Source organism: Flexivirga sp. (assembly GCF_035551235.1).
Classification (GTDB): domain Bacteria; phylum Actinomycetota; class Actinomycetes; order Actinomycetales; family Dermatophilaceae; genus Flexivirga.
Genome location: NZ_DASZNO010000019.1, coordinates 275495 through 291095, shown reverse-complemented (window position 1 = coordinate 291095; position 15601 = coordinate 275495). Strand labels below are relative to the sequence as shown.

23 protein-coding genes and 1 riboswitch are annotated in these 15601 nt (G+C 67.4%); of the genes, 7 read left to right on the top strand and 16 right to left on the bottom strand.

Annotated elements, in window-relative coordinates:
• The first annotated feature begins 29 nt into the window (after positions 1-29).
• A complete protein-coding gene (locus VG502_RS04465) occupies positions 30-713 on the top strand; it encodes a TetR/AcrR family transcriptional regulator (protein ID WP_325548826.1) in 684 nt (227 codons plus the stop codon).
• Here VG502_RS04465 and VG502_RS04460 read toward each other — a convergent pair.
• Positions 637-1593: a DUF389 domain-containing protein gene (locus tag VG502_RS04460; RefSeq protein ID WP_325548825.1), complete on the bottom strand. Its 957-nt coding sequence runs from the start codon at positions 1591-1593 to the stop codon at positions 637-639. The two genes, VG502_RS04465 and VG502_RS04460, sit on opposite strands and share 77 nt — an antisense overlap.
• A gap of 50 nt (positions 1594-1643) precedes the next feature.
• Entirely contained in the window at positions 1644-1958 is a 315-nt protein-coding gene (locus VG502_RS04455) for a DMT family transporter (protein WP_325548824.1), read from the bottom strand.
• A 16-nt stretch (positions 1959-1974) separates the two neighbouring features.
• A riboswitch (guanidine-III (ykkC-III) riboswitch) is annotated at positions 1975-2040 on the bottom strand.
• 117 nt (positions 2041-2157) lie between these two features.
• Between VG502_RS04455 and ychF the strand changes: the two genes are divergently transcribed.
• On the top strand, positions 2158-3231 hold the full coding sequence (ychF, locus tag VG502_RS04450) for a redox-regulated ATPase YchF (protein WP_325548823.1): 1074 nt from the start codon (positions 2158-2160) through the stop codon (positions 3229-3231).
• A gap of 21 nt (positions 3232-3252) precedes the next feature.
• Here the strand turns inward: ychF and VG502_RS04445 are convergent, their stop codons facing one another.
• Together VG502_RS04445 and arfB are read right to left on the bottom strand one after the other, a co-directional pair.
• Positions 3253-3948 carry an SDR family NAD(P)-dependent oxidoreductase gene (locus VG502_RS04445; RefSeq protein WP_325548822.1) on the bottom strand — a complete coding sequence of 232 codons (696 nt, stop codon included), beginning with the start codon at positions 3946-3948 and terminating at the stop codon, positions 3253-3255.
• A gap of 117 nt (positions 3949-4065) precedes the next feature.
• Positions 4066-4506 (bottom strand): alternative ribosome rescue aminoacyl-tRNA hydrolase ArfB, encoded by a 441-nt coding sequence (arfB, locus tag VG502_RS04440; protein ID WP_325548821.1) that lies wholly within the window; start codon positions 4504-4506, stop codon positions 4066-4068.
• A gap of 73 nt (positions 4507-4579) precedes the next feature.
• Here arfB and VG502_RS04435 point away from each other — a divergent pair, with 73 nt between their 5' ends.
• Complete coding sequence (locus VG502_RS04435) at positions 4580-5302, top strand: alpha/beta fold hydrolase (RefSeq protein ID WP_325548820.1); 723 nt, start codon at positions 4580-4582, stop codon at positions 5300-5302.
• 9 nt (positions 5303-5311) lie between these two features.
• On the opposite strand, the gene VG502_RS04430 is transcribed toward VG502_RS04435, so the two are convergent.
• Positions 5312-5782 carry a MaoC/PaaZ C-terminal domain-containing protein gene (locus VG502_RS04430; protein WP_325548819.1) on the bottom strand — a complete coding sequence of 157 codons (471 nt, stop codon included), beginning with the start codon at positions 5780-5782 and terminating at the stop codon, positions 5312-5314.
• A gap of 42 nt (positions 5783-5824) precedes the next feature.
• On the opposite strand from VG502_RS04430, the gene VG502_RS04425 reads away from it, so the two are divergent.
• Complete coding sequence (locus VG502_RS04425) at positions 5825-6058, top strand: FitA-like ribbon-helix-helix domain-containing protein (RefSeq protein WP_325548818.1); 234 nt, start codon at positions 5825-5827, stop codon at positions 6056-6058.
• Complete coding sequence (locus VG502_RS04420; protein WP_325548817.1) at positions 6055-6474, top strand: type II toxin-antitoxin system VapC family toxin; 420 nt, start codon at positions 6055-6057, stop codon at positions 6472-6474. Before VG502_RS04425 ends, VG502_RS04420 begins: the two co-directional genes overlap by 4 nt.
• 37 nt (positions 6475-6511) lie before the next feature.
• On the opposite strand, the gene VG502_RS04415 is transcribed toward VG502_RS04420, so the two are convergent.
• Entirely contained in the window at positions 6512-7081 is a 570-nt protein-coding gene (locus VG502_RS04415; protein WP_325548816.1) for an ArsR/SmtB family transcription factor, read from the bottom strand.
• A gap of 61 nt (positions 7082-7142) precedes the next feature.
• Here VG502_RS04415 and VG502_RS04410 point away from each other — a divergent pair, with 61 nt between their 5' ends.
• Positions 7143-7712, top strand: a complete 570-nt coding sequence (locus VG502_RS04410) for a dienelactone hydrolase family protein (RefSeq protein ID WP_325548815.1) — start codon at positions 7143-7145, stop codon at positions 7710-7712.
• Positions 7713-7746: 34 nt separating this feature from the next.
• On the opposite strand, the gene VG502_RS04405 is transcribed toward VG502_RS04410, so the two are convergent.
• The 3 genes from VG502_RS04405 to VG502_RS04395 all read right to left on the bottom strand — a co-directional run bounded on the left by VG502_RS04405 (position 7747) and on the right by VG502_RS04395 (position 10169).
• A complete protein-coding gene (locus tag VG502_RS04405; protein WP_325548814.1) occupies positions 7747-8457 on the bottom strand; it encodes a hypothetical protein in 711 nt (236 codons plus the stop codon).
• Positions 8454-9422 (bottom strand): hypothetical protein, encoded by a 969-nt coding sequence (locus VG502_RS04400; protein WP_325548813.1) that lies wholly within the window; start codon positions 9420-9422, stop codon positions 8454-8456. Before VG502_RS04400 ends, VG502_RS04405 begins: the two co-directional genes overlap by 4 nt.
• A 108-nt stretch (positions 9423-9530) precedes the next feature.
• On the bottom strand, positions 9531-10169 hold the full coding sequence (locus VG502_RS04395) for a dihydrofolate reductase family protein (protein WP_325548812.1): 639 nt from the start codon (positions 10167-10169) through the stop codon (positions 9531-9533).
• Between the two features lie 84 nt (positions 10170-10253).
• On the opposite strand from VG502_RS04395, the gene VG502_RS04390 reads away from it, so the two are divergent.
• On the top strand, positions 10254-10826 hold the full coding sequence (locus VG502_RS04390) for a GNAT family N-acetyltransferase (protein ID WP_325548811.1): 573 nt from the start codon (positions 10254-10256) through the stop codon (positions 10824-10826).
• Positions 10827-10829: 3 nt separating this feature from the next.
• Here the strand turns inward: VG502_RS04390 and VG502_RS04385 are convergent, their stop codons facing one another.
• The 7 genes from VG502_RS04385 to VG502_RS04355 form a co-directional block, all read right to left on the bottom strand.
• Entirely contained in the window at positions 10830-11324 is a 495-nt protein-coding gene (locus tag VG502_RS04385) for an NUDIX hydrolase (RefSeq protein ID WP_325548810.1), read from the bottom strand.
• Between the two features lie 51 nt (positions 11325-11375).
• Complete coding sequence (locus VG502_RS04380; protein ID WP_325548809.1) at positions 11376-11855, bottom strand: hemerythrin domain-containing protein; 480 nt, start codon at positions 11853-11855, stop codon at positions 11376-11378.
• Positions 11856-11876: 21 nt separating this feature from the next.
• The gene (locus VG502_RS04375; RefSeq protein ID WP_325548808.1) at positions 11877-12347 is read right to left on the bottom strand and encodes a hypothetical protein; all 471 of its coding nucleotides are present in this window, start codon (positions 12345-12347) and stop codon (positions 11877-11879) included.
• Positions 12348-12472: 125 nt separating this feature from the next.
• Positions 12473-12871 carry an RbsD/FucU family protein gene (locus VG502_RS04370; RefSeq protein WP_325548807.1) on the bottom strand — a complete coding sequence of 133 codons (399 nt, stop codon included), beginning with the start codon at positions 12869-12871 and terminating at the stop codon, positions 12473-12475.
• Positions 12868-13800 carry a ribokinase gene (locus tag VG502_RS04365; RefSeq protein ID WP_325548806.1) on the bottom strand — a complete coding sequence of 311 codons (933 nt, stop codon included), beginning with the start codon at positions 13798-13800 and terminating at the stop codon, positions 12868-12870. Before VG502_RS04365 ends, VG502_RS04370 begins: the two co-directional genes overlap by 4 nt.
• Positions 13793-14584, bottom strand: coding sequence for an ATP-binding cassette domain-containing protein (locus tag VG502_RS04360; protein WP_325548805.1), 792 nt, complete (start codon positions 14582-14584; stop codon positions 13793-13795). Before VG502_RS04360 ends, VG502_RS04365 begins: the two co-directional genes overlap by 8 nt.
• Positions 14585-14594: 10 nt before the next feature.
• The gene (locus VG502_RS04355) at positions 14595-15569 is read right to left on the bottom strand and encodes an ABC transporter permease (RefSeq protein WP_325548804.1); all 975 of its coding nucleotides are present in this window, start codon (positions 15567-15569) and stop codon (positions 14595-14597) included.
• Positions 15570-15601 lie beyond the last annotated feature (32 nt).

Sequence of the window (15601 nt, the reverse complement as noted above, 5' to 3'; positions counted from 1 at the left end):
CGCAACGTCCCGAACTACGATTGAGTCCCGTGCCCACCCACCGACGGATGACTCCCGAGCAGCGCCGCGCGCAATTGCTCGACGTCGGTGAGGCGATCTTCGAGGACTGCCGGTTCGAAGAGTTGTCGATGGACGAGATCGCCGGACGCGCCGGCGTGACCAGGGCCCTGCTCTACCACTACTACACCTCCAAGGCCGACTACTTCGCGGCGATCTGGGAGCGTGCGCATGAGCACCTCGGCGCCGCCCCGGACCCGTCCACGGCGGGCACCGTGCGGGAGTGGGTCGAGGAGCAACTGGCGGAGTACCTCGACTTCTACACGGTGCATCCGCACCTCGTGCTCATCGCCAACCGGAGCTCGGTCGCCGCCGATCCGGCCGTCCGAGAACCGGTTTCGAATCACTTTCGGATGATGGGCCAAGTCCTGCTGGACGCCGCGGGCTGCACGGGTGCCGCACGTCCGATCGCCGAAGTGGCGTTCGACGGATGGATCGCGTTGGTGCGCGAAACCACCCTCGCGGCTCTCGTGGGTCAGGCCATCACGCCCGCCGAGAACCTGGCTCTGGCGCTCGCGGCCCTCGACGCGACGGTTGGCCGCTATGCCGACCTGACTTCCCCGGCCGCGGCCTCCACCACTAGGGCAGTCGCCCGAAGAGCAGTTGTGCTGCGTGCGTCACGTGCTGCCAGAGCAGGCGCTGAATCGCCAGCGTGACGATCCCGGCCAGCACCAGGCCGGCCAGATTGATGCCGAGCTGGCTTGCGGATCCGGTGATCTCGGATTGTTGCCAGGTGGCCAGTCCGAGGGCGAGGTTCCCGGCGGCAGGCACTGTCGTCACCGAGATGAAGACACCGACCATGGCGGCGGTCTTGTCGGTGGACATCGCGAGGACACCGACGGCACCGGCGATGAGCGCCACGATGAAGGACCAATGGTCCGGGTGCCAGATGAACGCGGTCTGCGGGCGGGGGCGGGTGACGTCGGCGGCGTTGATCAAGTGCGTGCCGTCCGCGATCACACCGAGCACTGCCACCACGGCGATGGCGAAGACGAACGATGCCACCAGCAGGATGGCGCTGCGCCATACGACACCGAGACGGCCGAAGACGACCCCGGTGCACAGCGCCGCGACCGGCGCGAAGTCCGGGCTGACGACCATCGCGCCGACGACGAGGACCGAGGAGTCGGTGATCACCGCGATCGCCGCGAGCACCGTCGCCAGCACGAGGAAGACGTGGTACGAGATCGTCGGTGTGCTCGCGGACTCGGCGGAGGCGAGCACTTCGTCCCAGATCACCGCGTCGTCGGGTTCGCCCGGTGCCGCGTCCTCCAGCTCCCCGGCGCGACGGAACGGCGTGCCGGTCGGTCGGCTGATCACGATGCCGCCGCGGTCGGCGAGTCCGAGATCGCGGAGCGCGTCGACGAGTTCGCCGGCCGACTCCCGCGCGGTGTCGCACTCGACGAGATCGCCGCGCGGGTCCCGGCATACACCCGGTTGTATGACGAGGTTGGTCACCCGCGACCGTGCCTCCAGCAGCCGGACGACGTCATCGGTCAGGTCCTCGGGGACGGTGAGCCGTAGGTGCACCAGCATGGGTCGCACTCTATGGGCAGCGGGACGGCGGGCTCATGGTGTGCTCATGGTCAGTGGCTCAGTTTCAACCCGATCACGCAACCGACGATGCCGAGCAGGAAGACGATCTTGAGCGCTGACACCGACTCCCCGCCGGTGGCCATGGCGTAGACGACGGTGAGCACGGCGCCGATGCCGACCCAGACGGCATACGCGGTGCCGACGGGCAGGCTGCGCATCGCGATCGCGAGGCCGGTCATGCTGGCGGCCAGCGCGGCGAGGAAGACGGTCGCCGGTATGACGCGGGAGAGCCCCTGCGACTTGTCGAGCGCCGTGGCCCAGACTGCTTCCAGCATTCCGGAGATGACGAGAACGGCCCATGCCATGGGAAACACCCCTTCGAGTGGCCGTCTTGTCGCTGTCCGGGTACGGCGCCCTCGTCCGGGGGCCGCACGATCCGGGCCCGATCCCACGGTGCCACGGGCGTGGTCGGCCGACAAATTCGCGTACGCCGGCCGCGCTTCGGCCCGCCCGGAGCCGCGCGTGGACCGAACCACTCCACCCGACCACTAGACTCCTGATCCCGTGGCACTCACTATCGGAATCGTCGGTCTTCCCAACGTCGGCAAGTCGACCATGTTCAACGCCCTGACCAAGAACAACGTGCTCGCAGCGAACTACCCGTTCGCGACGATCGAGCCCAACATCGGGGTGGTGCCGCTGCCGGACGAGCGGCTCGACCAGCTCGCCGGCGTCTTCAAGTCCGAGAAGATCGTCCCGGCCACGGTGTCCTTCGTCGACATCGCCGGCATCGTGCGCGGTGCCTCCGAGGGTGAGGGCCTGGGCAACAAGTTCCTGGCCAACATCCGCGAGGCGGACGCGATCTGCCAGGTCATCCGCGTCTTCAACGACGACGACGTCGTGCACGTCGACGGCAAGGTCTCGCCCGAGTCGGACATGGAGACGATCAACACCGAGCTGATCCTCGCCGACATGCAGACGCTGGAGAAGGCGCTGCCGCGCCTCGACAAAGAGGTGAAGGGCAAGAAGACCGACAAGTCCGTGCTGGATGGCGCCAAGGAGGCTCAGGCGATCCTCGAAGCCGGAGACACGTTGTTCTCCAAGGGTTTTGACGTCACTCCGATCAAGGAGCTCGGGCTGCTCACCGGCAAACCGTTCCTCTACGTCTTCAATGTGGACGAGGACCAGCTGACCGATTCCGAGCTGCAGGACTCGCTGCAGAAGCTCGTCGAGCCGGCCGAGGCGATCTTCCTCAACGCCAAGCTCGAGATGGACCTCACCGAGATGTCCGACGAGGAAGCTCTGGAGATGCTGCAGGGCTTCGGCGCCACCGAGTCCGGTCTGGCGCAGCTGGCGCACAAGGGCTTCAACACGCTCGGCCTGCAGACCTACCTGACGGCCGGCCCCAAGGAGTCACGGGCGTGGACCATCCGGCGGGGCTGGACCGCGCCGCAGGCGGCCGGCGTCATACACACCGACTTCCAGAAGGGCTTCATCAAGGCCGAGGTCATCTCGTTCGAGGACCTGCTCGAGCTCGGTTCGGTCGCCGAGGCCCGTGCACACGGCAAGGCGCGCATGGAGGGCAAGGACTACGTGATGGCCGACGGCGACGTGGTGGAGTTCCGCTTCAACGTCTGACGACCCCCGTCGCCATCCGATCTACCACGGAACCGTCTGGCCCGAGTGGTCGAGGAACTGCAGGCCGCCCCGTCCGGCCTGCGCCTCGATGACGTCGGCGAGACCGGCAGTGCTTTGCTCGACACTCAGACTGGCCTCGGGCCCTCCGAGTTCGGTCCGCACCCAGCCAGGGGCCAGCAGCAGCAGAGTGTGCGGGTCCTGGGGGTGGCGGGCGGCGTAGCTGCGCATCAGTTGGTTCAGTGCCGACTTGCTGGCCCGGTAGACCTCCCAGCCGGTCACTCGGGTGTTGTTGGTGATGCTTCCCTGTCCGGAGGACGTCACGGCCAGGGTGCCCGTCGAGGTTGCGCGGTCCTGGAAGCGTTCGATGAATCGCATCGGGCTGAGCGCGTTGGTGAGCATCAGCCGCTGGAAGGTCTCGGTGCTGACCTCGGCCAACGTCTCCCACCGGTCGTGTGTCACGCCGGCGTTGACCAGAATCAGGTCGAAGGCCGACCCTGTCAGCCTCTGGTGCAGGGCCGCGACCTGATCCTCGAGGTCGATGTCGACCCGCTCCTGGTGCAAGCGTCCTTCGAACCGCCCGGACAATTCGGCCAGGCCGCTGTCGTCAACGCGTCGGCTCGTGGCGGTGACCTGCCACTTTCGTTCGAGCAGCCGCTCGACGAGGCCGAAGCCGATCCCTCGGGACGCTCCGATGATCAACGCGTGTCGTGTGGTCATGCTGCTCCTCCTGTCAGCCGCCGGACAGCAGATTACGCTCCTCCAAGCAGAACTCGAGACGTTGGTCTGCGCCTGAATGCGGTGGAGTGCCGGTTCGACTGGTGGACGCGCGGCCGGTCAGTCCGCGCGCGGCGGCTTGCGATTCTGCTTGACCTCGGAGCGCTCCCGCTTCGCGTCGAGCCGGCGACGCTGCGAGCCGCGGGTGGGACGGGTCGGGCGTCGGGTCGGCGCGGGGACCACAGCCTCCCGCAGCAGTATGGCGAGCCGCTCCCGCGCCGCGGTTCGATTGCGTCGTTGGGAGCGGTGTTCGGCGGCGCTGATCGTGAGGACCGTGCCTGCCAGTCGCGTGGCGAGGCGCTCGAGCACCAGTGCGCGTTGGGCCTCGGTCAGTGCCGTCGTGGTCCCGATGTCGAGGCTCAGTTGCACGCGTGAGTCCGCGGTGTTGACGCCCTGGCCGCCCGGTCCGGAGGCGTGCGAGAACTGCTCGACGAGCTCGCCGGCCGGCACCGTCATACCGCGCGGGGCACCCGGTCCCGGCGGTATCTGCAGGTCGTCCATAACGGCCAGTCTGCCCGCATCCCTTGACGCAACAACCTCTGTGTCGGAATCCTGCTGCGGGGGAGTGATTCGCATGACAACGCAAACTGCTGCATCTGCCGTGGTGCTGGTCCACGGCGCCTGGCACGCACCGTGGCACTGGCACGAGGTCGCGGCGCGACTGACGGCGCGGCGGCTGATCGTCGAAACGGTCGACCTGCCCAGCTGCCGGCCCGAACGCGGTGACCTGTATGACGACTCGGCCGCCATACGTTCCGCGCTCGATCGATATGACGACGCGGTGCTGGTCGCGCATTCGTATGGCGGGATCCCCGCGACCGACGCGGCGGCCGATCATCCGGCCGTGCGGCGGATCGTCTACCTGTCGGCATACATGGCCGACGTGGGCGAGAGTCTCGGCGGTTTCGAGCCACCCGCGGACGAGCCGAACATCCACCCGCAGACCGACCTCGAGATGGTCGACGAGCAGACCATGGTGATGAAGCCGGACCGGGCTGCCGAGGTGCTGTTCCACGACTGCCCGGACCCCGAGGCGGCGGTGGAACACCTACGTGGCATGAACCCCGCAGTGCTTGCACAATCGCCGAAATCCGTTGGATGGCAAGGGAAACCGTCGACCTACGTGATGACGACCGACGACCGCGCGACAGCGGTGAGCGTGCAGCGCGGGCTCAGCCGACGTGCCGATGACGTCTACGAGATCACGTCCGGCCACTCGTCCTTCCTGGCCAGACCCGACGAGGTGAGCGAGATCGTCCTCGGCGCCGCCGGGATGCCAGCGGATCGCGTTCGGTAGCAACAGGTTTCAGGACGGTCGGCGCGAAACCATCAGCCCGATGTTGCCGTGCTGGACGACGGTGCCGTCCTGGTTGGTGAGGGTGAATTCGCGCTCGAGGATGCCGGCTTTGCCGTTGCTCGTGGCGCGGGCGCCGGTGATGCGGATCGCGCAGCGGACGGTGTCACCGGCCAGGACCGGGTGCTCGAAGCGCCAGCCGTCGATACCCAGGAGTGCGATCGAGCAACTCTCGAAAACGCCGAGACGCGAGGCGAGCCCCAGGGTCACCGACAGGCCGAGCAGTCCGTGCGCGATCGGCTGTCCGAAGCGGCCGGCGGCACTGTGCACCGCGTCGGTGTGGACCGGGTTGGTGTCCCAGCTCCAACCGGCGAAGGACACGATGTCCGCTTCGGTGATGGTCCGGCCCTGCGTGTGGAAGACCTGGCCGACGGCGAAGTCCTCGAAGTACCAGTCGGCCGGAGAGTCCATGTGCTGCGTCATGGGTGATATCGTAGTTGATATCACTTGAGGGAGGTGGTTCCGATGGCGTCAATCGTTGTCCGTGGACTCGATGACTCCGTGAAGCAGCAACTTGTCGCGCAGGCGGAGGAGCACGGGCGGTCGATGGAAGCCGAGGTGCGCGACATCCTGACGAAGGCCACTCGTCGGCCACATATCGGACTAGCGCTCCTCCGGGCGGCTCAGGAAACAGGCGGCGTCGAGGACCTTCCACTGCCGGAACGCACCGATGTGGCGCGAGTGGCGGACCTCGGGTGATCGTCCTCGACACGAACGTGATCTCCGAGATCTTCCGACCGCGGCCGAACACTCGCGTTGTCGCGTGGTTGGAGGGCATTACTGGCGACGTGGCCATCACTGCAGTCACCCTCGCCGAGTTGCTGGCGGGCGTGCGACGCCTGCCGGACGGCAAGCGCAGCTCGGCGTTGGCCGTGAAGATCGATGCTGCGCTGGAGCCCTACCGCGAGACCAGCTCGATCCTGCCGTTCGATGTCAAGGCCGCCGAACACTACGCCGATGTCCTCGTCGCGCGCGAGAAGGCCGGCTTGCCGATCCACACCGCCGATGCTCAGATCGCCGCCATCTGTCGGGCGTATGGCGCGACGTGCGCGACGCGAAACGTCAAGGATTTCAATGGGACTGGGGTGCAGGTCATAGATCCGTGGGCGGCTTGAGCAGGCAATTCGGAGGTCGGATTGTCATGGGGCGCCGTCAGTCCGTTGAGCGCGGAAGCTGGGGATAGTCCGGGATCGGGTAGACGCCGATCGCGAAGCCGTGCACGACGTCACCGCTGCGGGGGAGCGCGTCGAACTCCTCCACGAGTGCCGCCATACGCCGCCAGAACTCCTCCTTCTGCTGCTCGTCGATCCTGGCGTGCCGGATGAACCCCCACAGTTTCCCTTCGGCGTATGCCGGCCCCGACTCGCGCGCAGCGACCTCGAAGTCGTTGAAGTCCAGCGGCTGTTCGGCGCCGTCATCCGACCCCTCGAGCGACACGAAGAAGAGCCGTGCCGTCCGGCCGTAGAACGCCTCCTCGATCGCCCGCACTCGACGGGTCCTGACCACCTGCACCAGCCCGGCCTCGGTGAGCACCTTGACGTGGTGGGCGACGGTGCTCTTCGGCCGGTCGACCGCGGTGCTGAGCTCGGTCACGGTCGCGGCGCGTTCGTGCAGGAGACCGAGGATGGTGTTGCGCAGGGGGTTGCCGAGTGCGCGGACCTGGGCGGGGCTGGTCAGCGCCAGCCGGTCCGCGAGCTCGTAGTCGGGGGGCTTGCCTTCCATGGCAGAACATACTAGCGTTTTCGAACGTTCGATATTTATGGATCATTAGACGGAGAAGCTCATGTCCGAGGTCATCCTGTTCCACCATGCGCAAGGGCTCACCGACGGAGTGCACGCATTTGCCGACGAGTTGCGCGCCGCAGGGCACACCGTGCACACGCCGGACCTCTTCGACGGTCGCACGTTCGAGGACGTCGAGTCCGGCGTCGACCACGCTCGGACGATCGGGTTCGACAATGTGCTCGCGCGAGGCGTCGCAGCGGCCGACGCGCTGCCGAATAACGTTGTGTATGCAGGGTTTTCGATGGGTGTGATGCCCGCCCAGAAGCTCGCACAGACCCGTTCGGAGGCCCTCGGTGGGCTCTTTTTCGATTCCTGCCTGCCGGTCTCGGAGTTCGGCTCGTGGCCCGACGGTCTGCCGGCCCAGATCCACGGCGGTCCGGACGACGAGTGGTTCGCCGAGGACCTGGAGTTCGCTCGGGAGCTCGCGGACTCGGTGCCGACGGCCGAACTCTTCCTCTACCCCGGCGTGGCGCACCTCTTCGCGGATTCGTCCCTGAAGGCGTATGACGCCGAGGCGGCCGGCCTCGTCCTGGAGCGCACGAAGGCGTTTCTCGCCGCCCTGTCCTGACGGCCGCCCTCACCGCAACTGCTGGAGCGAACGCTCAGCTGACAGTGGCAAGGCGGGTGACCATGTCACGCCACTCGTCGTTGTCCATCGCAGCCGGAACCAGCTTGGCCGGATCGTCGGGGGACCGCACGAAGGCGTGACAACGATCGCCGTCCTGCGCGAGCACGATGTCGTGTGTCTCGCGGTTGCCCGCGTCGTCCCAGGTGCTGACGCTCACCAGCGCCGTCTGCGGGCTGGCCGCCAGCACCGTGTCGGCATCGGCGTCCTCGGGGCCGGGGTCACCGGAGGGCAGCCGTTCCCACAACCGGTCGCGCGCGTCGTCGCTCTTGCGCAATGAGTAGAAGTGGATCCCGAGGGCGTCGATCAGCACCTCGAGCGTCACGTCCTCCGGCTGCGGCATCAGGATGAACCGCCAGGGGTGGTCCGGCTCCGTGCCGGTGACGCGGGCGTCGATCACGGTGCGTGCCCGATGCTGCAGGGCCGTGGCAATGCCCAGGTCGCCGCGGATCTCCAACTCGTCCGAGCCGGCCTCGGTCGTGATCAGATTGCGCGCTGCGAGCGAACGCACCGCCTCGGCGACGATCTCCGGTGCCGGCTCCTCCTCCTGCAGATGCGCGATCCCGCCCACGGCGTAGATCTCGGCGAGAGTGTAGCCGCCCAACGGCACCGGTCCGGTCTCGACCACCTGCACCAGGGCGTTCAGCGAATCTTGTGGGATGCCAGCCTCTTTCGGCTGCGCGCTCATAGGGTCACCTTCTCGTTGCTGACGGGTGCGCGGCGTGCCGCGCTGCGGATCTCGCGGTCGCCACCACGCAGCGTCGTGGGAGCGGATTGTTCCACCCGAGGCAGCGACCAGCTGGGCGTGAACTTCCCGGCTTCATCCAGCACGGCACGGGCCGAGTCGGCCGGTGCCGCATCGACATACACGTCGGATGCACCGAACAGCCCGCGTCCGTTGCGTGATCTCGGGTGGTAGACGAGTTCGGCGAGGGTGTTCGTCCGGTCGGGAGGCGGGAACCGCCGCGCCAGGTCCGGTGATGCCGAGGTGATGTCGTCCTGGTCCTCGATCCGCTCGAGGTTCCTCGTCAGCTCGGTGGCAGCGGCCGCGGGCATCGACGCGGTGGCGCTCAGCGCAGGGGAGAGATAGACCGGACGGCGCTCGGTCTGCTTGGACAGGCCCCACGGGCCGACATTGCTCTTGGTGAACCGGTAGACGACGTAGTCCCACAGGTGCCGTATGTCGTTCATCGTCGGCAGGTGGAAACCCGGCCCCATGGCGGCGGGAGTCTTCTCCAATTGCACCCAGGTTCCGTTCGCGGTGCGCCCGTGGAGCTTCTCGCGGACCAGCGGACCCCTGAGCCCCAGATCCGGGTAGCGCTCCTTGTCGATATCCGGGTGGTGGCTCGACATCCGCTGGTGGGTCTTCTCGAAGCGCCAGCGTTCGTAGAGCTCCGGGTCGTCCACGAGCACGTGGCCGCCCCACAGGACTTCCCGCAGCTGTGGCACGTCGAGCCCGTGTCGTTCCAGGTCGGCGATGATGGTCGCTTCCGAACGAGTGAGCCGGTCTCCGGCAAGCGCGAGACCATCGCGGAAATCTCCGGCGCGCGACGTGATCTCGACCAGGAGCCGCACGCGGGTGCGTACTCGTTCGGCGTCCGCCCCGCTGAGGATCGGGGCCGTTCGGGTTCCGGCGGCTTGCTCATCAGTCATTGCAGCCACCGTAACGCTGCGGCTTGTTCGGTGCCGAGCAGAGCGTCAGCAAGCTGCCGCCATACCAACGCAGCCGAGCCTTGCTGTGCTTGTTCAGAACCGACTTCCTCAACCCTTCTTGTTCCAGAGCTGGTGAGTGAGACCGCTGGACGAGCTGACCGACTCGATCTCGAAACGGTCCTCGATCCCGTCCAGTTCACCGAAGAGGCTGGTGCCGCGCCCGAGCGTGATCGGCACGATGGCGAGGTGCATGAAGTCGATGAGGTCGGCTTCGAGGAATTGCCGGACGGTCGTCGGGCCGCCGCCGATCCGGACGTCCTGGCCCGCAGCCGCGTCCCGGGCGAGCTGCAGCACCTCTGCCGGCGATCCCTCGACGAAGTGGAAGCTGGTGCCGTTGGCGAATTCGATCGTGTCCCGGCGGTGGTGCGTCAGCACGAAAACCGGTGTGCGGAAAGGAGGCTCGTCGTCCCACCAGCCCTGCCAGCCGTCGTCCGCCCACTCGCCGGTCTGCGGCCCGAATTTCCGGCGGCCCATGATCTCGGCCCCGATGCCCTGCCCCCACAGCGTGGTGAGCGCGCGGTCGACGGTGATCGGAGCATCGACTCCGTCGACGCCATGTATGGCGCGTCCGTCGAATCGGCCGAAGAGGCGCCCGGCACCACCGATCGGCTCGTCGAACGTCACGTGCTCGCCGGCGGCATAGCCGTCCAGTGACACGAAGAGGTTGTGAACTCGCGTGCGGGACATGATGCCTCCAAGGTGGTCGCGGAGCGGGAGCCACTGGAAAGCCTAAGGTGCTGCTGGACCAGCTTGACGAGAACGAGGTGAACCATGAGCGAGGTCGGCCGAACACGGCCGCTGGCAGAGCACGGCGGCCTGCGCTTCCGGATGGCGGAGGCCGCCGACATACCGGCGATCGTCGCCCTGGTGGAGTCGGCATACCGCGGCGACTCCAGCCGTACCGGCTGGACGACCGAGGCGGACCTGCTGCACGGTCAGCGCACCGACCCCGAGCAGATCACTGCGCTGCTGGACGCGCCGGACGACGTGCTCTTCGTCGCGGTGCGTGGCGATGAGGTCATCGCGTGCTGTCAGCTCCAGAACCGTGGTCCGAGAGCGTATTTCGGGCTCTTCGCGGTGTCTCCGCAGGCACAGGGCAGCGGGCTCGGCAAGCAGGTCATCGCGTATGCCGAGAGGTATGCCGCAACGACGTGGTCGAGCAGGCACATGGAGATGACCGTCATCCGGCAGCGCGCGGACCTGATCGCCTTCTACGAGCGCCGCGGCTACCGCGACACCGGCATCCGGTCGCCGTTCCCGTATGGCGACGAGCGGTTCGGCATACCACAGCGTGACGACCTCGAATTCACCCTGCTGGAAAAGGATCTGGCGGATAACAGGTAGGCGTCAGCGTTGCCTGTTGGTGGCGCCGAAGAGCACGGGTGCGTCGTCGGCGAGAGCCATGGCCAGCTGCTTCTCGAAGCGCGGCAGGAGAGGTGGCAGGTCGTCGACATCGAACCAGCGAACGTCCGAGGACTCCTCGTCGCCGACGCGCGCCTCACCGGAGACCCAGCTGCAGCGGAACGCGTGGTCGAGGTATTGGCAACGGTCGCCGTTGTCGTAGGCGATCGGCCGGAGCGCCGTGACGGCGAGGAGGCGATCCACCGTGATCTCGACGAGAGCCTCCTCGAGTGCCTCGCGCTGTGCCGTGATGTCCGGCTCCTCGCCCGGGTCGCAGACACCGGTGATCGGCGTCCATCGGCCGTTGTCCGAGCGGCGAACGAGCAGTACCTGCGGTCCGTTCGCACCGTCGCGCAGGATGTATGCCGACGCACCCGGCATCCACAGCAGGTCGGTCCCGATCTTCTCGCGAAGTCCGATCACGTACTCAGGGGTCGGCATGCCCCGAGTGTAGGTAGCCCGTGTCGGCGGCGCGCCCTGGGCGCCGCGTCGTCAGTGACCGGCGGTCGCACACGCCCACCCCTCCGGCATACGGCCCGCGTGCAGGAAGTCCGCCAGGTCGTCGTGGACGTCCTCGCCCAGATCGAGGTCGGCCCGCGGGTAGATCACCGGCTCCTCCTTGCTGTTGTGCTGGTCGAGCAGTGTCAGCAACGCACGGCATTGGTCGAGCACCGCTGTGCGATCGGCCGTCGTGGTGTCGAGGGCTGCGTCGATGCCGTCCATCGCGTTCCAGAGCGCTCCGTGCTCGCGCAGCATGACCATTATCGGCATCATCAGGCCGGCGGCACGCAGCGGTGGGAAGAGGAACGTCTCCTCGAGATAGATGTGTCGCCGCAGTGCCGACATGGCGGTGCGCAAGGGTTCATCCCGCACGTCGCCGACATCCGCGCCAGCGACGAATTCCTCGATGCCGGAGTCGATTTCGCGGTGCTCTCTGGTCAGTGCGGCGGCAAGGCCGTCTGCGTCGGACATGGGAACTCCTCGAGTCGGTGGTCAGCCGGCCATGAAGCAGCCGAGCACGACCAGGATCAGGCTCAGCACGCCGAGGACGGCGCGCAGGCCGGCGGCCGAACGCCGCCCGTTTCGGATCGCGGGAAGCGTCGCCGGGTCCTCGCCGGACTCCAGCGCGTTGTGGCGCAATCGGGTCATCCGCCTCGCCTGCCGGACCGCGACGGCGAGGAGTATGACGAGCAGCGCTGCGACGGTCGCGCTGGTGATCAGCGCCGCGTCCCACGCGTGGTCGCGGGCGAGCAGGGCACCGCTCGCCAGTGCGATGACCAGCGCAGGAGTGCCGACCCAGAGGTAGGCGCGGCCGAGGGCACGGAAGAAGGCCACGCGCTGGGCAGGTGCAAGAGTCGCGGTGGTGCTGCGCGCGACAACGCCGATCGCGACGTACCCGCCCATCCAGATGCTGGTGCTGAGGACGAGGACCGTCACCAGGAGGCCGTGCCCGAGGTTCGCCATATTTGTCACAATAGAGTGTTGTGAAAAATCGGCCACGTCGCCCCTGGGTCAAGGACGCAGACTCGGCCGGTGTGACTGGCCCGATGCTCGGTCAGCTGGTCCGGGTGGGCGCTCGGTCCGACCGGCTACGCCGGTGTGCTGAACGGCACGCCACCCTGGCAGATGACATTCGCGTAGAACGTCGCCTCGCCGGTCCGTATGGCGAACTTCGCGTCCAACGCCAGTCGCTTGAACTGCTCATGGTCGATCGGTTCGGGGGAGAGGCCGACCGCAGTCAGGGCGCCCAGGCAAGTGGGGTTGGTGTCCACCATGTCCCGCGAGATCCAGCTCCGTTCGAGAGTGAGCTGGGGGACCACGGTCCGCACGACATCCTCGAAACTCGCTGCACCGTAACGGTATCCGAGGTCCACAGTCGGCACGTCACCCAACGGCAGCCCGCTGTCGCAAACGACGAACCGTTCGGTGTGCCGCAGTCCAGCGAGATGCCGCGCCAGCTCTGTATGGATGATGCCGCGGGTGATCATCTGTTCGGCCTCGTGGTGATCTCGGGTGTGTCGTGGATGAGGGTTGCCAGGGTCGCGAATCCGTCATAACCGCCCTGTGCACCTGGATGGCGTACGGCGAGTGAGCCCGCGGTGACCCCGGCGCGCAGTGCTGCGCCCAGCGACTCGCCGAGGGCGATCCGGCCGGCGAAGACCCCGCAGAACGCGTCTCCCGCTCCGGTGCTGTCAACGACGTCAGGCGTCGGAGGCGCCGTCGCGACCAGGGTCGACTCGTTGGTGCACAGGATGGCGCCCCTCGAGCCGAGTGTGGTTGCCACCGCGGTGGTTCCGCGCTCGATGAGTGACCTGCTGGCGGCGATCTGTCCGCCCGTGTCGGAAGCGTCGATGTCGGTGTGGCCGCTCACTTCGGCGAGCTCGTGCTCGTTGACGATCAACACGTCACACCTGCGCAGCACGTCGTCGCTGAGCGGCCGCGCCGGGGCTGCGTTCAGAATGAAGGTGCCCACGGTCGTGGCGGCGACGGATTCGACGACGGACAGGGGTATCTCGAGCTGGCACAGCACCACTGCCGACGCGTCGAACCGCGGAACTCGTTCCGGCCACACCGAATTCGCGCCGGGAACCACGAGGATCGTGTTCTCGGTCGCAGAGACCGTGATCCACGCGGTCCCGGTCGGAGCGTCGGCGACCCGCTCCGCAGCGTCGACGTCCACGCCAGCACGCTGCAACGTCTCCAATGCTCGGGATCCCTCGGAGTCCGTGCCGATCCGCGCGATCATGGAGGTGCGGGCACCGGAATTCGCCGCGGCGACAGCCTGATTGGCGCCCTTGCCGCCCATCGAGCTGCGGAGCGAGGAGGCGAGCAGGGTTTCGCCGGGGCGGGGAAAGCGCTCCACCTCGACGGTGTGGTCGACGTTGACCGACCCGACGACGACGACCCGATCATTCACGGCCGTCTCCTGGCTGTGCGCCCGTGATCAATGAGACCAGGTCGTCGGGCGACACCGAGGCGACCTCGCGGCGCGCGACCGTCGCACCACGGCGCAGGACCACGGCGGTGTCCGCGAGGCGCTTGACCTGCGACATGTCGTGGCTGATCAGCAGGACCGTCACACCACGCTGCCGCAATCCGCGCACGAGGGCTTCGACGGCTGCCGTCTCCCGCACCCCGAGAGCCGCGGTCGGCTCGTCCATCACGACGAGTTGCTTGCCCCAGTGCGCGGCACGGGCGATGGCGATGCTCTGCCGCTGGCCGCCGGACATCCGGCGAACAGTGCTGGAAACACTGGGGATGTTGACATCCAGCTCAGTGAGGATCTCGGTCGCATTGGCCCGCATCGCCGACTTGTCCAGCACGCGGAGCGGTCCGAAACCGCGGGTGAGTTCGCGTCGTAGGTAGAGGTTCTGCCAGACCGGGAGATCGTCGATGAGGGACAGGTTCTGATAGACGGTCTCGATGCCGGCACGGCGACTCTCGTCAGGCGTCGCGAAGGTCACCTCGGTGCCATTGATGGTGACGGTCCCGGTGTCGGGCGGGTGGACGCCGGTGAGACAGCGGACCAGCGTCGATTTCCCCGCGCCGTTGTCACCGAGCAGCGCAGTGACCTTGCCGCGCTCGAGCACGAGGTCCGCGTGCCGAAGAGCCTGGACGGCGTCGAACGCCTTGCTGAGGTTCGTGGCCCGGAGCAACACATCGCCGGTGACCGGCTTGTGAAGAGAAACTTGGGTGTTCACGGTCTCGGTCCTAACGCTGGAAGCGGGAGATGAAGGCGGCGCCGAGTACGACGACACCGACCGCGATGGGTTGGTAGTACTGGGAGATGTCCAACAGGGTGAAACCGTTGAGCAGCGTCTGCAGCAGGACGGCACCTGCCGCGGCGCCCAGCACGGACGCGCGGCCACCGCTCAGGCTCGAACCGCCGAGCACCACCGCGGCGATGGAGCTCAGCAGCAGGTTCGTCTGCATGCTCGGATCCGACCCGCCGTTGTTCGACACGAAGAGCACACCCGCGACGCCGCAGGCGAGGCCGGACGCTGCGTACGCGAGCAGTCGGACCCGGTTGACCGGGATGCCGACATCCCGCGCCGCATCCAGGTTGCCGCCCGTGCTGAGCAGGTAGGTGCCGGTTCGGGTCCAGAAGAGCACGAACGCGGTGAGCAGCGCGACGATCACACCGGCCAGCCAGAACCACCGGATCGGCCCCAGGCCGTTGAGCGCCAGGCCCTGCAGGAAACCCGAGGACACCGCGATCTGATTTCCGCTGGTGAGCAGCAGCGTCAGGCCGCTGACGACGGAGAGCGAGCCGAGCGTCACGATGAAATCGGCCATCTTGAGCCGGGCGACCAGCAGTCCGTTGACGATGCCGACGATCGTGCCGGCCAGGATGCCGGCGACGATGGCGGCCGGAGTGCCCCATCCGTGCGATGACGTCCAGGCGAGGACTGTCGCCGCCCACGGCAGGTTGGAGCCCACGGACAGGTCGATCCCGGCGACGGTGATGACGAGTTGCTGGCCCATCGACAGGACCACCAGGATCGCGGCCGACACGAAGAGCGCCGTCATGTTGCTCGACGTCAGGAACTTCGGCGTCGCGATGAAGAAGATGATGAACAGCGCGACGAGCGCGATCGGGGCGGCATACCGGGCGATCAGCTCGCCCGTGTTGCGCCCCGACCGAGGCGTCTCCTCGACGGGCGCGGCTGCACGGTCTGCGGTCATGACTGCATCTCTCGATTCGGGTGGAAGAAGGC

Coding starts and splice junctions, on each gene's coding strand:
- VG502_RS04385 (WP_325548810.1), bottom strand. CDS start 11,324: ATGCCGACCCCTGAGTACGTGATCGGACTTCGCGAGAAGATCGGGACC.
- VG502_RS04370 (WP_325548807.1), bottom strand. CDS start 12,871: ATGATCACCCGCGGCATCATCCATACAGAGCTGGCGCGGCATCTCGCT.
- VG502_RS04400 (WP_325548813.1), bottom strand. CDS start 9,422: ATGACTGATGAGCAAGCCGCCGGAACCCGAACGGCCCCGATCCTCAGC.
- VG502_RS04410 (WP_325548815.1), top strand. CDS start 7,143: ATGTCCGAGGTCATCCTGTTCCACCATGCGCAAGGGCTCACCGACGGA.
- arfB (WP_325548821.1), bottom strand. CDS start 4,506: ATGGACGACCTGCAGATACCGCCGGGACCGGGTGCCCCGCGCGGTATG.
- VG502_RS04395 (WP_325548812.1), bottom strand. CDS start 10,169: ATGTCCCGCACGCGAGTTCACAACCTCTTCGTGTCACTGGACGGCTAT.
- VG502_RS04405 (WP_325548814.1), bottom strand. CDS start 8,457: ATGAGCGCGCAGCCGAAAGAGGCTGGCATCCCACAAGATTCGCTGAAC.
- VG502_RS04425 (WP_325548818.1), top strand. CDS start 5,825: ATGGCGTCAATCGTTGTCCGTGGACTCGATGACTCCGTGAAGCAGCAA.
- VG502_RS04460 (WP_325548825.1), bottom strand. CDS start 1,593: ATGCTGGTGCACCTACGGCTCACCGTCCCCGAGGACCTGACCGATGAC.
- VG502_RS04380 (WP_325548809.1), bottom strand. CDS start 11,855: ATGTCCGACGCAGACGGCCTTGCCGCCGCACTGACCAGAGAGCACCGC.
- VG502_RS04390 (WP_325548811.1), top strand. CDS start 10,254: ATGAGCGAGGTCGGCCGAACACGGCCGCTGGCAGAGCACGGCGGCCTG.
- VG502_RS04445 (WP_325548822.1), bottom strand. CDS start 3,948: ATGACCACACGACACGCGTTGATCATCGGAGCGTCCCGAGGGATCGGC.
- VG502_RS04355 (WP_325548804.1), bottom strand. CDS start 15,569: ATGACCGCAGACCGTGCAGCCGCGCCCGTCGAGGAGACGCCTCGGTCG.
- VG502_RS04375 (WP_325548808.1), bottom strand. CDS start 12,347: ATGGCGAACCTCGGGCACGGCCTCCTGGTGACGGTCCTCGTCCTCAGC.
- VG502_RS04415 (WP_325548816.1), bottom strand. CDS start 7,081: ATGGAAGGCAAGCCCCCCGACTACGAGCTCGCGGACCGGCTGGCGCTG.
- VG502_RS04430 (WP_325548819.1), bottom strand. CDS start 5,782: ATGACGCAGCACATGGACTCTCCGGCCGACTGGTACTTCGAGGACTTC.
- VG502_RS04435 (WP_325548820.1), top strand. CDS start 4,580: ATGACAACGCAAACTGCTGCATCTGCCGTGGTGCTGGTCCACGGCGCC.
- VG502_RS04455 (WP_325548824.1), bottom strand. CDS start 1,958: ATGGCATGGGCCGTTCTCGTCATCTCCGGAATGCTGGAAGCAGTCTGG.